At 38.7% G+C, this 15,265-nt stretch carries 15 protein-coding genes; 13 read left to right on the top strand and 2 right to left on the bottom strand.

What is annotated here, in order from left to right:
- The first annotated feature begins 342 nt into the window (after window positions 1-342).
- From EBF12_RS05930 to EBF12_RS05955, 6 genes are all read left to right on the top strand, one after another.
- Window positions 343-1,656, top strand: coding sequence for a M16 family metallopeptidase (locus EBF12_RS05930; RefSeq protein WP_121726829.1), 1,314 nt, complete (start codon window positions 343-345; stop codon window positions 1,654-1,656).
- 3 nt (window positions 1,657-1,659) lie between these two features.
- Complete coding sequence (dapA, locus tag EBF12_RS05935) at window positions 1,660-2,541, top strand: 4-hydroxy-tetrahydrodipicolinate synthase (RefSeq protein WP_121726830.1); 882 nt, start codon at window positions 1,660-1,662, stop codon at window positions 2,539-2,541.
- A complete protein-coding gene (locus EBF12_RS05940) occupies window positions 2,538-3,338 on the top strand; it encodes an enoyl-ACP reductase (protein WP_121726831.1) in 801 nt (266 codons plus the stop codon). The genes dapA and EBF12_RS05940 overlap by 4 nt, the downstream gene beginning before the upstream one ends.
- A 20-nt stretch (window positions 3,339-3,358) precedes the next feature.
- On the top strand, window positions 3,359-4,699 hold the full coding sequence (locus tag EBF12_RS05945; protein ID WP_244196406.1) for an apolipoprotein N-acyltransferase: 1,341 nt from the start codon (window positions 3,359-3,361) through the stop codon (window positions 4,697-4,699).
- An 89-nt stretch (window positions 4,700-4,788) separates the two neighbouring features.
- Window positions 4,789-5,547 (top strand): hypothetical protein, encoded by a 759-nt coding sequence (locus EBF12_RS05950; RefSeq protein ID WP_121726832.1) that lies wholly within the window; start codon window positions 4,789-4,791, stop codon window positions 5,545-5,547.
- A gap of 102 nt (window positions 5,548-5,649) precedes the next feature.
- The gene (locus EBF12_RS05955; RefSeq protein ID WP_121726833.1) at window positions 5,650-7,269 is read left to right on the top strand and encodes a tetratricopeptide repeat protein; all 1,620 of its coding nucleotides are present in this window, start codon (window positions 5,650-5,652) and stop codon (window positions 7,267-7,269) included.
- A gap of 153 nt (window positions 7,270-7,422) precedes the next feature.
- Here EBF12_RS05955 and EBF12_RS05960 read toward each other — a convergent pair whose 3' ends face one another.
- Window positions 7,423-8,838, bottom strand: coding sequence for an alanine/glycine:cation symporter family protein (locus tag EBF12_RS05960; RefSeq protein WP_121726834.1), 1,416 nt, complete (start codon window positions 8,836-8,838; stop codon window positions 7,423-7,425).
- Window positions 8,839-9,183: 345 nt separating this feature from the next.
- Entirely contained in the window at window positions 9,184-9,699 is a 516-nt protein-coding gene (locus EBF12_RS05965) for a PAS domain-containing protein (protein WP_208630956.1), read from the bottom strand.
- A 108-nt stretch (window positions 9,700-9,807) separates the two neighbouring features.
- On the opposite strand from EBF12_RS05965, the gene truB reads away from it, so the two are divergent.
- The 7 genes from truB to EBF12_RS06000 all read left to right on the top strand — a co-directional run bounded on the left by truB (window position 9,808) and on the right by EBF12_RS06000 (window position 15,237).
- Window positions 9,808-10,638: a tRNA pseudouridine(55) synthase TruB gene (gene truB / locus EBF12_RS05970; RefSeq protein WP_121726836.1), complete on the top strand. Its 831-nt coding sequence runs from the start codon at window positions 9,808-9,810 to the stop codon at window positions 10,636-10,638.
- On the top strand, window positions 10,632-10,877 hold the full coding sequence (locus tag EBF12_RS05975; RefSeq protein WP_121726837.1) for a carbon storage regulator: 246 nt from the start codon (window positions 10,632-10,634) through the stop codon (window positions 10,875-10,877). The genes truB and EBF12_RS05975 overlap by 7 nt, the downstream gene beginning before the upstream one ends.
- 10 nt (window positions 10,878-10,887) lie before the next feature.
- Entirely contained in the window at window positions 10,888-11,679 is a 792-nt protein-coding gene (locus EBF12_RS05980) for a 4-(cytidine 5'-diphospho)-2-C-methyl-D-erythritol kinase (RefSeq protein ID WP_121726838.1), read from the top strand.
- Entirely contained in the window at window positions 11,679-12,146 is a 468-nt protein-coding gene (smpB, locus tag EBF12_RS05985; RefSeq protein WP_121726839.1) for an SsrA-binding protein SmpB, read from the top strand. Before EBF12_RS05980 ends, smpB begins: the two co-directional genes overlap by 1 nt.
- A 278-nt stretch (window positions 12,147-12,424) precedes the next feature.
- On the top strand, window positions 12,425-12,880 hold the full coding sequence (exbB, locus tag EBF12_RS05990; protein WP_121726840.1) for a TonB-system energizer ExbB: 456 nt from the start codon (window positions 12,425-12,427) through the stop codon (window positions 12,878-12,880).
- Between the two features lie 26 nt (window positions 12,881-12,906).
- Window positions 12,907-13,287 (top strand): ExbD/TolR family protein, encoded by a 381-nt coding sequence (locus EBF12_RS05995; protein WP_121726841.1) that lies wholly within the window; start codon window positions 12,907-12,909, stop codon window positions 13,285-13,287.
- A 15-nt stretch (window positions 13,288-13,302) separates the two neighbouring features.
- Window positions 13,303-15,237, top strand: a complete 1,935-nt coding sequence (locus EBF12_RS06000; protein ID WP_121726842.1) for a hypothetical protein — start codon at window positions 13,303-13,305, stop codon at window positions 15,235-15,237.
- Window positions 15,238-15,265 lie beyond the last annotated feature (28 nt).

The following is a 15,265-nucleotide window of genomic DNA, read 5'->3' on the forward strand; positions in this document are numbered from 1 at the left end:
GATGAGAGTGTGAAAGATACGCAAGATTCAACAATTGTCATTAAGACAAAGCCAATAAGAGCGAGGAATAAAAAGGCAGATTCTAGCGAAGATGCACACTCTCATACAAAGCCAAAGAGCACAAAAGCCCCAAAAGTAGAATCTAAGACTAAAAAAACGAGAGTAAAAAAGGCAGATTCTACAAACGCAACAAAAGCTAAAAGTCCCCGCACAAAAAAAACACAATCTTTGCAAGATTCTACGCAAGCTTTAGAGACTACATCGCAAGCACAGCAAGATTCTGCACACGATTTACCCAAAGAGTGAGAATAGCAAGTGAAGATTCTAATTTTAGGAGTTGTGATGAGTGTTATAGCAAGTATCAATTCAGCATTTTCCACATCAAGTGTTCTACCTAAGCATTATACAAAAACGCTTGAGAATGGGCTAGAAATAGTAGTTGTCCCTCTGCATAATCAAAGTGGCGTGATTGAGACAAATGTATTTTACAAAGTTGGTAGTCGCAATGAGAGTATGGGAAAAAGTGGTATGGCACATATGCTTGAGCATTTGAGTTTCAAATCTACATATAATCTTAAGGCGGGTGAGTTTGATGAGATAGTCAAAGGTTTTGGTGGCGTAAATAATGCTTCTACAAGCTTTGATTATACGCGGTATTTTATTAAATCAAGTGCGGGGAATCTGGATAAGTCTTTAGAGTTATTTGCTGAGCTTATGAGCAATCTTGCATTGGAAGATAGTGAGTTTCAGCCTGAAAGGAATGTTGTGGCTGAAGAGCGACTTTGGCGGACGGATAATTCGCCTATGGGCTATTTGTATTTTCGCTTTTTTAACACAGCCTATGTGTATCACCCTTATCATTGGACGCCTATTGGCTTTATGGAGGATATTCAGGCGTGGAACATTGAGGATATTAGAGCGTTTTATGAGACTTACTATCAGCCACAAAATGCCATCGTGCTTGTGAGTGGGGATATTGAGCCAAGTGTAGTATTTGAGAGTGCTAAAAAGCATTTTGGAAGCTTGAAAAATAGGACAGATTCTATTCCGCAAGTTGAGGCAAAAGAGCCAAAGCAAGATGGGGAGCGACGCGTGATTGTCAAAAAAGATTCACAAGTTGAGTATCTCACAATGGGCTATAAGATTCCAAACTATTTGAGCAAAGATCAAGTGGCATTAAGTGCTATTGGAGAGATTCTAAGCAGTGGAAAGTCAAGTATTTTTCAAACCGAGCTTATAGACAAGCAGCAAATCGCTACGAGTGCGTATGCGTATAATATGGATTTAAAAGATGAGGGAGTGTTTTTAATCGTTGCTGCAGCAAGGCGGGGTGTGAGTGCAGAATCTGTGGAAAAAGAGATTTATATAATATTGGATAGACTTAAAAAGGGCGAGGTTTCTCAAGAGGAGTTAGAAAAGGTTAAAATCAATACCCGTGCGAGTTTTATATATAGCTTGGAGAGTGCTTCAAATGTGGCTGGGCTGTTTGGAAGCTATCTTGTGCGTGGAGATATTAACCCGCTTTTAAATTATGAAAAAGAGCTTAATGCGTTGAGCGTTGAGAAGATTAAAGAGGTAGCAAATACATATTTTATGCAAGATTCATTAAGTGTTGTCATCTTAAAAGATAATGAACAAGCAGGAACAAAGGAGTAGGCAATGGTGCAAGGAGCAATGAGTGCGTTAATCACGCCATTTAAGCAAGGGAAGGTGGATTTTGAAACCTATGAATCTTTGATTAAGCGACAAATCACTTATGGAATGGATGCGTGTGTGCCGGTTGGGACAACAGGAGAATCTGCTACGCTCTCACATAAAGAACATATGGAGTGTATTGAAGTTGCCGTGGAGGTTTGCAAGGGGAGTGGGGTAAAGGTGCTTGCTGGGGCAGGGAGTAATGCTACAAGCGAGGCAAAAGAACTTGCTATTTTTGCACAAAAATGTGGAGCAGATGCACTGCTTTGTGTTACACCTTATTACAATAAACCAACACAAGAGGGTTTGTTTGAGCATTACAAGGCTGTGGCAAATGCTGTGGAGATACCTGTAATGTTATATAATGTGCCTTCTCGCACAGGTGTGAATCTTGAGATAGAAACGACAAAAAGGTTACATAAGGAATGTGGCAATATTTATGCGATTAAAGAAGCAGCAGGGCTTATGGATAGGGTAGTGGCGTTTGGTGCGGAGGTGCCAGAGCTTGGACTCTTGAGTGGAGAAGATGCGATTAATTACCCTATCCTTGCAAATAATGGCAAGGGTGTCATTTCTGTTACGGGCAATCTTTTGCCCCAAGATATTGCTGATTTGACGCATTACGCATTGCAAGGGGATATGAAAAAAAGCTATGAGATAAATACAAAGCTTTATGAAATAAACAAAGTTTTATTTTGTGAAAGTAATCCTATACCCATAAAAGCGGCGATGTTTTTGGCAGGATTGTTAAAAAATTTGGAATATCGTCTGCCATTAGTAGCACCTTCTAAGGAAAATATGGATAAAATACGCAAAATTTTAGAAAAATACGAGGTGAAACAATGAATAATCAAAATTGCACTACAAGTTTTATGAAGGGCAAAACGCTTGTGATTAGCGGTGCTACGCGTGGGATTGGTAAAGCGATTTTGTATAAATTTGCACAAAATGGTGTCAATATTGCTTTTACTTATAATAAAAATGAGGAAGAGGCGGCAAAAATCGCTCAAGATGTGGAATCTAAGTTCGGCATTAAGGTAAGATTCTATCCTTTGAATGTGCTTGAGCCAGAGCAATATGTTGAGCTATTTAAAAAGATTGATGAGGATTTCTCACGCATTGATTTTTTCGTGTCAAATGCAATTATTTATGGTAAAAGTGTGGCGGGTGGATTTGCACCATTTATGCGTTTAAAACCACGAGGGCTAAATAATATTTATACAGCAACCGTTTTGGCATTTGTCGTTGGCGCACAAGAAGCAGCAAAAAGAATGAAAGAGGTGGGTGGAGGAGCGATTGTCTCTCTTAGCTCAACGGGGAATCTTGTGTATATGCCAAATTATGCTGGACACGGGAATTCTAAGAATGCAGTAGAGACAATGGTAAAATATGCAGCCGCAGAACTAGGCGAGTGGGGCATACGCGTAAATGCTGTAAGTGGCGGTCCTATTGATACAGATGCACTGAAAGCTTTTCCTGATTATGCCGAAGTGAAAGCCAAGGTTGAAGAGCAATCCCCGCTTAATCGTATGGGGACACCTGAAGATTTGGCTGGTGCGGCATTTTTCTTATGCGATGAAACACAGAGTGCTTGGCTCACTGGGCAAACCATTGTGATTGATGGCGGGACAACTTTTAAATAATCTTAAACTTATCATCTCTAATGTCTTCTTTTTTGAATCTTCAAAACTCAAATTTTTTAGGGCATATAAAGGCTGTGCTTGATATGCCCTACACCCCATTTGCTTGGCGTGATAAACAAAGCTACAAAAGAATGTTTGTGTGGCTGTGTATCTCTTTTATATTTGCAAGTGTATGTGTAGCTCCATTTTATGTGCAGTGGATTTGTGAGCTTTGTGATGTGCAAGCTCCTAAGATTCTTGTTTCTATTTTGGGGGTTCTGAGTATTGCAAGTGTGCTTTTTACGCCTAAAAATCGCCGCTTTAGCGTGGGATTTTTTGTTGGGGTGTTGTGGTTTTATTGGATAAGTTTGGGACTACGATATTTTGATATGAGTGTGCTTATCCCGCTTGTGATTGTGGCTGAAGCCTTGCTTATTGCTTGTGTATTTTACATTGGCTTGTGGTGTGAATGTTTGCTTTGGCGGTTTGGCTTTATAATGCTTTTAAGCTATTTTACGCCTCTTGGGTTTGATTGGATTATGCTTGAGAGCGTGTTTGCTTTTAGCTATTTTGGGGTGGATAAGCTAAGTTTGTGTTTAATCGTGCTTGGGTTGTGGGCTGCTATCAAGTATGAGCGATGGTGGAAGATAGTGGGGATTATATGTCTTATTTTTGCACTAGATTCTAAAACTTTTAGTGAAAATCCACCGCAGATTCCACTAAAAATTAAGCTTATAGAAAGTGAAGTGAGTCAGGATATTGCTTGGCGTATGGAGCAAATGGGGAGTATTTTTCAAACCTACATAGACCAAATAGAGAGGGCAAAAAATGAAGGTTATGAAGCAATTATGTTGCCAGAGAGTGCATTTTATGCGCCCTTAGATTCTAAGTATTTTTCTCATTTTGATAAGCTCATACAGATGAGTAAGGATATTGTAATTGTTGTTGGGGCATTGCGTGTGGAGCAAAATAATGAAGGCGAAGTGCTGTATTTTAATAGCACTTATAAATTTGAAAATGGCGAGATGACATTCCTTGATAAAGTGTTGCTTGTGCCTTTTGGGGAGCGTTTGCCTCAATCTTTGCTGCCTATTGTGAATGTATTTTTTGAAGGTATTGGGGGGTTTAGTCCGGGGCGTGAGTTTGGGTATTTTGACATTAAGGGTGTTAGGTTTAAAAATGCCATCTGTTATGAAGGGACAAATAGTGATTTTTATGCGGATAATCCTCAACTTGTGATTGTAACAAGCAATAATGCGTGGTTTGTGCCAAGCATTGAGCCGATTTTGCAAAAAAATCTTATGAAGTATTATGCAAGACTGCATAATAGCACGATTTTCCACGCTACAAATCTTTCTAAAGCTGCTATTATCACGCCTTAGCTCAAGGCTTAAAGTTTTTACACTTTTAAGCCGATGTTAGCTTATTGTGCTATCATACGCATTTTAGAATCAAACATAAGGAGTTAAAAATGATTCGTGTAAAAAGAATTTTCTTGTTACTTGCTTTGGCTGGGGGCGTGGTGTTTGCTGCTCCAAGCAAAAATAACAATGACATTAAAAAGCAGTTGTTGGGGAATTTTGCAAGTGGGTCAATTCTTAATGGCTCAAACAAAGCTGGGAATGTGCAACGCTGGTATCTTTTTAGCGAGGGACATTTGGGCTATTCATACTCAATGCTTGGTGATTTGAATCTGCATTCAGCTGATGTGGGATATTCTATGTATATCACATCTATTAAATCTGCAAGTGGGTTGCGTCCGTATGTTGGGACTGAAATTACTGCGCCAATTTATATAAAATCTGTTGGGAATTCAAATGCTTTTTGGAGCGGTGTGGATAATGGATTGCCCGGTGGGACAAAGGTAATGACAGATTTGGGCTTTAATGGTTGGGGTGTGCAAGTGCCGGTGATTGTTGGGGTGCAAGCGAGATATTTCTATATTCAAGGTATGGTGGGCTATGCTTATCACAGCATAAAGGATAATTTCTATATCAGCGAAACGCAAAATGACACTTCGCTTGATAATATCTATCACGGCTTGACTTACGGTATCGGTATGGGTGTAAAAGTATCAAATGTCTTTAGCGTGGGCTTACGCTATGTAATGGGGCAGATGACAAGCTCTTCACGCACACCGGGTGCATCAATCAATACAGATTCTGTGCGTTCTAAAGATTTTAGAGATGATTACCAACGCTTTTCTGTTATTTTTGGCGTTGTGTTCTAAGATTCCGCTTCTAAATAAATAGGGAAACTGCATTGTAGCCACCCTTATTGAATGGTGGCATTTTTTTTGCTTCATACCTTTGGAAAATTTCAAAGGTAGTATATGTCTCAACAAAGTTTTAACATCACTTCAGCCGTGCATTCAGCTTTTAGGCTTTATGAAGAGGAGCAATACCACGAGTGTGTGGATATTTGCATTCAGATTCTAGGTATAGATTGCACGCGTGCGGATATTTGGAATCTAGCGGGTATTGTTATGCTAAAGCTTGAGCTGTATGAAAAAGCAGTAGAGTATTTTGCCCAAGCTGCACATTTTGCATCAAATGATTTAAGTCATAGGATTAACCTTGCAGAAGCATATCGCCGCGGCGGGAATCCTAGGGCAAGTATTGATGAGCTAACTTTGCTTTTAGAGCAGGAAAAGGCTATGGAAGATAATCCAACTTTGCATTTTAATCTTGCAAAAGCCTATTCTGATATTGAAGATTCGCAAAACTCCATTAGACATTACACCATTGCCATTAAGCTTGATCCTAATGATTTGGGTGCGATGTTTAATCTTGCTAATGCACAAGTGAGTTTAAAGCACTTTGGAGAGGCGATTGAGCTATACCTCAATGCGTTAAGCAAGGGCTATCTTGATGCGGGGGTGAATCTGGCTAATACTTATGTGCAGATTGGGCTTTTTAGCGAGGCACTAGAAGTGTATCGCGGTATTTATCAATATTACAAAGATGATAGCGATTTTTTGTTTAACTATGCTAATGCGTTGAATTACGCCAATGCCTCGCCCCAAGATACACAAACACTTTATCAGCAAGCTATAGGACTTAATCCACAAAGAAGCGAGTATTGTATTAACTACGCACATTTTTTGCTCAAGCATTTGGATTTGACCAATGGATTTAGAATCTATGAAGAGCGTAAAAAGCTTCCAAATATGCTTCCACAGGGCATTACAAAGCTTTGGGAGCGGGGCGAGTGTTTGAGTGATAAAAATGTGCTTGTGTATCACGAGCAAGGGCTTGGGGATTCTATTATGTTTAGCCGTTTTGTGCCGTTGTTGCAAAAGGTTGCTAAAAATGTGATTGTGCTTATCCAAGAGCCACTTTTGCCACTTTTTCAAAAGTTTAACATTCCTTGTATTTGTGGTATCACAGAGGATTTAGAATATGATGTGGCAATCTCTCTTTTATCTTTGCCCTATGCCTTAGGTATATCTCATAAGCAGGAGTTAGAATCTTTGCCTTTGTGTGATACGCCTAGAATCAAAGCTCACAGGGTAAAAAAAATTGGCATTTGCTTTAGCACAGATTCTGCTTTTCCCGAATCTGCAAATAAGAATATTCCACTTGAAGTGTTGATGAATGCGTTAAAAGATGCGCAAAGCTTAGGTGTTGAGATTCACTCACTCAATAAGGCACATTGCGAGAATCTAGCTGATTTTGGGATTATCCAAAAGCCGATGAATGATTTTTTACAAACTTATGAGATTATCAAAGAGATGGATCTAGTCATCAGTATTGACACTGCTGTAGCTCATCTAAGCGGGAGTATGGGAAAACACACACTTGTTTTATTGAATAAACGCTATGATTGGCGTTGGGGCAATGGTATAAGCACGCCGTGGTATGAGAATGTGCTATGTATGATGCAAAGTAAAATTGGGCAGTGGAGCGATGTAGCTCATAATCTTAAGTCCTATCTGGGAAGCTATATCTAGGTTTTTGGCTTTTAGGCAGATTTTAGGGTGCTTTTTGAGATGCTTTCAAGGGATTGATACAAAAAAATTCCATTCAAAATGACAGAATATATTTTTGTTGGGCTTTTGCGTATGTTTTTGCTAGATTCTAGGAGAATCTAGCTTTTGAAGATTCTACTTCCAAAACTCCGTATCGTGGATACCGACATCTGCGGCTTTAAATACAGGGTTTTTACCTTCTTTGCGTTGTTTTTCATAGTCTTTTAGCACTTTTATAGCAATATTGCTAAGAAGCAAAATAACTACAATATTAATGCTTGCCATAAAGCCCATAAATACATCTGCGAGATCCCAAGCAAGTTGAAGATTGAGCTGTGCGCCGATAAAGACCATCGCCACTGCCGAAAAGCGAAAAATTTGCAGTGCGGTTTTATTGTGAGTGATGAATTTAAAGTTTGCTTCCGCGTAGAAATAGTTTCCAATCAGTGAAGTAAAGGCAAAAAGCACGATGGCTACACTGACAAAGAGCAAACCAAATGAACCAAAATGGCTTTGCATTACACTTTGCATAAGTGCCATTCCATTTTGGCTTGTTTGTGTGCTGATGTCCGCACAAAGCACCATAAATGCACTTGCCGAACAAATAATAAGTGTATCAATAAAGACTGAAAGCGTTTGCACCATACCTTGTTTGGCTGGGTGGCTTGTGTGTGCAGCAGCTGCGGCATTTGGTGCTGAACCCATACCAGCTTCATTTGAGAAAAGCCCTCTTTTTACGCCAATGACAATAGCACTTCCTGCAAAGCCACCAAAGATAGCTTGAAAGTTAAATGCCTCTTGTAAAATATTGCCAAAAATCATAGGGAGCTTATCAAGATTTATGCCAATGACAATGAGAGCCACCACAAGATAGCCAAACGCCATTACAGGCACAAGCACAGAAGAGATAGTAGCAGAGCTTTTCCCTCCACCAAAGAAAAAGAAACTCACAAGTGCTGCAAGAATAAGACCAACAAAGAGTGTGAAGTAGCCTTCATTAAAACTTTCAGCACCTACAAAATATTCAAATGCCGAAGTCAGTGTGTATGACTGCAAACCATTGAATCCATAGGTAAAGCATAAAATCAATGAGATGGCAAAGATGATACCAAGGGTGCGGGACTTGAGCGCGGTTTCTATATAATAGGCTGGACCACCTTTATAGCGATGCTCACCATCACTGCGTTTATAGACTTGAGCAAGGGTAGATTCTACAAATGCACTTGCTCCACCAACCAAAGCAGTAATCCACATCCAAAAAAGTGCGCCAACACCACCGCCGACGATAGCAACAGAAACACCCACAATATTGCCAATACCTACGCGTGAAGCCGTAGAAATCATCAATGCACCAAAAGGTGAGATGTGTTTCTCGTGGCTTTTTTCTTTTAACACCATAAAGGCATCTTTAAGGAAGCGAAGCTGAATGAATCTTGTGCGAATTGTCAAAAATAAACCGCATAAAATCAAAGCAAATACAAGCCAATAAGTGTATAAAAACCCACTTATATTGTTAATAATATCGTGAAAAACCTGAATAAAGCTCTCCATAGTTATCCCTTTGAGAAAAAAATAAAAAGGCTATTCTATCAAATAAAAGAGAAAGTTATGTAAAGTGATATGGGTGGAAGGCGATATAAAAATATATTTAATGTTGCATTTTTCTACATTTTTAGAATCTAGCGTATTTTATATGATACAAAAAGAAACATTATAGCCATTTTATAGAATCCAAAGCAGGATAGACTTTTATTATTAAAGGAGTTTTGGAAGTAGGTTTGAAAATTGTGCCAAAAAAATAAATGGAGATTTTATCGTAGTTAGTAGGAGTGAAAGTTTTGTCAAAAAGCTTGAAAGGGCTTTAACACCTAAGGCAAGAAATAAATACAAAAGATTCTAATGATAGCCTTGCGTTTTGGCGGTATTTTGAAGATTGATAACAAGCTCATCATAGCTGATATTTGCCTCTTTAAGCGTGTTGGTAAGAAGCTCAAATGATGCGTTCATACCGCCTTGAGATTCTGCTTGGCAAAGTTTGGGATACAAATCATTCATAAAACTCACGCCATTTTTGCTTGGGCGGCGGCGAACAGAGTAGTAGCCTATAATATTGTGATGTTCATCATATGAGGGTGTGATGTTGGCAAAGACCCAATATACATTCTTCTCACGCGAAAGATTCTTAACAAAGCCAAAAAATTCCCTGCCATTTTGCACATTATCCCATAAAAGTTTAAAGGCGATTCTGGGCATATCCTGATGACGAATGATGTTGTGAGGTTTATTGAGAAACTCTGATTCTCTATAGCCACTAAATTGTATAAAATCAGCGTTTCCATAAGTGATATGCCCTTTTAAATCTGTCTTTGAGGTGATAAGTGTGTTGTCTTCAAGGTAGATTTCCATAATCAAGTCCTTTTTGAAAGAATGGCTTAGAAATCATTATCGCATAAGCTCTTCATACTAAAGTTAAGTTATAATAATGTTTTTATTAAATCTAGCTTAAAAATGGAGTAAGAGTTGGAATCTTTGCTTGTGGCGGCATATAAACCACCTTTTGTAAGCTCAAATACTTATCTTGGGCGATTAAAAAGGCGTTTTGGTATCAAAAAAGGTGGCTACCTAGGCACACTTGATCCATTTGCACAGGGTGTGCTTGTTGTTGGGTTTGGAAGCTATACACGGCTTTTTCCACATTTACAAAAAACGCCCAAGGTGTATAGGGCGACTTTATGGCTTGGTGCAGATTCAGCAAGTTTGGATATTGAAAATATCACTTCTATTGAGTGTGTCAAAGAGCAAAGTTTAGCCCACATAAGTGAGATTTTGCATTCATTGCAGGACACTTTGAGCTACACTCCGCCAAAATTTAGCGCAAGACATATTAATGGTAAAAGGGCTTATGAGCTTGCAAGGCGTGGGGAAGATTTTACGCTGCCTCACACGCAAATGACAATTTATGATATAAAGCTATTGCATTACATCCACCCATTTTTGCATTTTGAAGTGAGTGTGAGTGAGGGGGCGTATGTGCGAAGTATCGGGGAGAAAATAGCACAGAATCTTGGTGTAAAAGGGGTGCTATCACATTTAGAGCGTGTGAGTGAGGGAAAAATGTATGTAAGCCAAGCTCAAGGGCTAAAGATTCTAAACCCCGTTGAATTTTTGCCATACAAAAGGTTGCACAATATGCAAAATTTTTATGATGATATGTATTGTGGTAAAAAATTTTTGCTAAAAAATACAGAAAAAGGCAAATATATAGTGTGTTTTGAGGATTTTTTCTCTATAATTGAAGTTTTGAGCGATGGCAGCGTAGAATACATTGTAAATAGGATAGGTGTATGTTAATACTTTCAAGAAAGCAAGATGATAGCGTGATTATAGGCGATGATATTGAGATAAAGATTATTTCTATTGATAAAGGGAGTGTGCGTTTGGGCTTTTCCGCACCTGAATCTTGCGTGATTTTACGCGGCGAGTTAAAAGAGGCTATCACTTCACAAAACAAACAAGCCTCTCAAGCTATGGATAAAAATGCTATAACGCAAATCAAATCCCTTCTTAAAACAAAACACAAAACGCAATAATGGGTTTTAAATGACTTTCCGTGTATATCCAAAAGTGAATATTTTTTTAAAAATCGTGGGCTTTGAGGCGGGATTCCATATGCTGAATTCCCGCTTTATCTTAGCTCAAGGTAGCCTGTATGATGAGATGTGTATCACGCAAAAAGATAGCTTTTGTCTTAAGGGTGATTTTGGCTGTGAGATGAGGGAGAATCTTATTTTTAAGGCAAAATGTGCTTTGAGTGAATATCTAAACCAACAAAGCAGGGAGACATTAGGCTTAGAATCTTTGCATATAGAGGTGCAGAAAAGGATACCACAAGGTGCAGGACTAGGCGGGGGCAGTGCGAATGCGGGGGCGTTTCTTAGGGGGGCAAATGAGATTCTATCTTTGGGGCTTAGAGAAGATGAGCTTATAGACATTGCTAAACATATCGGGGCTGATGTAAGTTTTTTTGCAAGTGGATTAAGAAGTGCAAATGTCAGTGGTAAGGGTGAGAAACTAGAATCTATGCAAGAAGTAGCGATAGAATGTGAGATTTACACGCCGAGCTTATTTTGTGATACAAAAAAGGTATATAGGGCATTTGCAGATTCTATTCAAAATAAATCTCGGCAATATTCCCCACAGGCTACGCAATGGCTTAATATGCAAAGCAGAGAGATTTTAAAAGTCCACTATACGCAAGAGGAGCTTAATGACTTATTTGAAAGTGCGTGCGTGTGTTATCCAAGCTTAAAAGATGTGGCAAAAGAGCTAGGCAAGGGTTGGTATTTTAGCGGAGGTGGCAGCAGCTTTTTTAGGCTAAAGGGAGAGGAATAATGCACGAGAGAGTGATTGCTAAAAATAAAAAAGCATTTTTTGATTATGAGATTTTGCAAACTTTAGAATCTGGCATTGCTTTGCTTGGTAGCGAGGTGAAAAGTATCCGTGCTGGGCGGGTTAATCTCAAAGATAGCTTTGTGAGAATCGTGCGTGGAGAGGCATTTTTGTTTAATGCACATATTTCATTTTTAGAGACAACTTTTACATATTTTAAGCCAAATGAGCGGCGTGAGAGAAAGCTATTGCTCCATAGAAAAGAGATTGATAAACTTTTTGGTAGCGTGAGTAAAGAGGGCTTGTCAATCGTGCCTTTGAGTATATATTTAAATAAAAGAAACAAAATAAAGCTCTCAATCGCCATAGTGCGTGGTAAGAAACTGCACGATAAGCGTGAAAGTATTAAGAAAAAAACACTTGAACGAGAAGCAAGGGCAAATATGAAAGACTATGGCAAAAGGATTTAAAACTGGGATTGTGCAATTGTGAATCTTGTTTTATTATTTGGCGTGGATTTTGTTTTTTGGTGTTTTTAAAAGAATTTTACCGCCCTGCAAACCTTAATTATCATAGTTGATTATAGGCTGTATAGATTTTCCATTTTAAGATTCTCTATTTGCGTATTTGTATGTTGTTTTTTTGATTTGTAATTCATAATTTAGCCCGTGCTGTTAGAAAAAAAATGTAAAATACGCCACTGCAAATTATAAAAGAACTTAAATGCACTCTAAAAGGGGTTTTAGGAATGAAAGAAATTGTTGATTATGGTGTGCTTGGAATCTTGGTGTTTTTAAGCATTGTTATGCTTGGCGTGGCATTGGAGCGGTGGTGGCTGTATCACAAGATTAACCTTAGGGAGTTTAAGGATAAAAGAGTGCTTGAACTCCTTTTACACAAACGCTTAACACTGATTGCTACGATTGGTTCAAATGCTCCATATGTTGGACTTTTGGGAACTGTTATTGGCATTATGGTAACTTTTGTAGAGATTGGCTCAAACTCACTTGTGGATACACAAAGCATTATGTCCGGACTCGCACTCGCGCTAAAAGCCACTGCAGCCGGACTTGTAGTCGCTATACCAAGCATTGTATTTTATAATCTTTTATTACGCAAGGCGGAGGTTTTACTCTCGCTTTGGGATATTACGCATAATCCATTGCAAAATACGCCAAAATCTATAACAAGATATGATGTGTAGCTAGGTGTCATAGGGGAAAAAGGATAATGAAAAAAATAGATTCGCTCAATCTCATTCCTTTTATTGACATTATGCTTGTGCTGCTGGTGATTGTGCTAACAAGTGCTTCATTTGTCGTGCAGAGCAGGATTCAAGTAGATGTCCCACAAATTGAGGATACACAAGGAAATAATGCAGATAAAAAGGATACACACAGCATTACAATCAATAAAGAAGGGCAGTTCTACCTTGATGATAAGGCGTTGGATTTGGAGGAGTTAAAGACACATTTAAGTGATTTTGATAAAAATACGCAAATCATTATTCGCGGCGATAGACAGAGTGATTTGGAGTTTTTTCTTAAAATTACAACAATGCTGCGTGATATGGGGATAAATGATGTCTATGTCATCACAGAGCAAAAATAAAGGCAAGGAGCGTGTATGCAAGAGATAAATTGGCTGATTAATATTTGTTTTACTATCATTATGGTGGGGCTTTTTGTGTGGGACTTTAGAAGTTTTGGTGAGCCTACACATAAGGATTTTAAAGCCATTATTATGAGTGCTGGGGTGCTTGGGACTTTTGTGGGGATTTTTGTGGGGCTTATGGGCTTTGATACTTTAGCTTTGCAAGATTCAGTGCCTTTATTACTTGATGGGTTAAAGACGGCATTTTACACCTCTATTGTGGGTATGGGACTTGCCATTACGCTTTCAATTATTCAGCGAGCAAAGGGTATTAAAAGCACGCAAGATATGAATATTGATTATATCCTTAATCAAGCCCAGAATCTAAGCTACCTTAAAGGTATAGAAAAGGGTATGGAAGGACTAAATAGTAAGACAATAGAGCTTCCTACAAAAAGCGATATGCTTCAAATCAACACCACAACAAACGCCCTTTTAGAATCTAGCCTAAAAAAGATTGACACTTCCTTGCAAGAGGCGATTAAGCAGCTTGCTTCAGGGGCTTCTAAAGAGCTGATTGCCGCATTGGAGCTTGTGATTAGGGACTTTAATCAAAATTTGCAAAATCAGTTTGGAGAGAATTTTAAAGAACTTAATAGTGCTGTTGGTAAATTGCTTGAGTGGCAGAATAACTATAGGCATAATGTGGAGCAAAGCCAAGCGTTATTACTTCAAACGCAAAATGCCCTGCAAGATAGCACAAAGGCTATGGGGCAAACTCAAGCGACTTTAGAATCTATCACAGCACAGAATAAAAGTGCAATGGAATTTTATGCCAAAACGCTTAGTGTGATTGAAGAGATGAAAAATAAGGGCGAGATTTTAGAATCTCAACTTCAGCAAATCTCTACACTTGGGGAGAATGCTAGAGTGTGCCTTGCTGATATGGACAAGTTTTTTGCAGGTGCGACACAGGGCTTTGAAGAGCTTAACTTTCAGGTTAAAGAACAGATGGGCAAACTTGAAGAGGGTATCAAAGAATATTTTAGTAAGCTTGATGAACACGCAAGTGAGAATATGGATAATCTTAGACGATTTATGGAATCTAGCTCAAAAGAAACTCAAACTTCCCTTACAGAGATTTTGGATAATCACACTTCGCTCTTCCGCACACAATGCAATACTCTAGCAAATGAGAGTGAGGAGCTACTCAAAGGGCTTTTAGATTCAGCAAATACACAACTGCAAACGCTAAGCAAAGAGCTAGAGAAAAATATAGAACACAATAGAGAATCTAGCACACATAATGCTGCGGAGTTTGCTAGACTGCGAGAGCATATTGCAACAAATCATAGTGCGATTGTAGAAAGCCTAGAATCTAGTCTATCGCGTTTAAATAGCCATAATGAAAATATTATGCAAGATATGTCAAAGGGTATGAAAGGTATGCAAGAGATGTATCTCTCAACTTTGAGTGCGAGTATGGATTCTGTAATGACAAAAGAACAAGAGATTATTAAAACAAGAGTAGAGGCATTAAGCGAGCTAGCACAAAAGACAGATTCTAATCTCAATACACAATATGAGCAGGTGAATAATTTCTTAAAAAAACTTGCGACAGAGTATTTGAAGATTATGCAAAAGCTTACAAAAGATTCTGTGGCAATTCCCAAAGATATGGGTGTGCAGGTGGTGAAAGATTTTGGCGATTTACAGCATAATCTTCTATCCCATCTTGGTAATCTTAATACGCAGATTCAGCATAATAGTATGCAGCTTGTTGAGCTTTATCGCAATGTGGAGAATCTGCTGAAAGAAAATGTTGATGGGAATAAATCCTTACACAATGAGATTAAAGAGACTTTTATGGGCCTTGATGATTCAATGCAGAGCAGTATGGAGAATTTCAAGGAGAATTATGAGTGGTTTTTGCGGCGTGTGCGTGAGCTTATCGGCTCAAGGCAGTAGAGGATACAGGGCAATAAAAGGATAAATA

This window comes from Helicobacter labetoulli, from assembly GCF_003670275.1.
Classification (GTDB): Bacteria; Campylobacterota; Campylobacteria; order Campylobacterales; family Helicobacteraceae; genus Helicobacter_C; species Helicobacter_C labetoulli.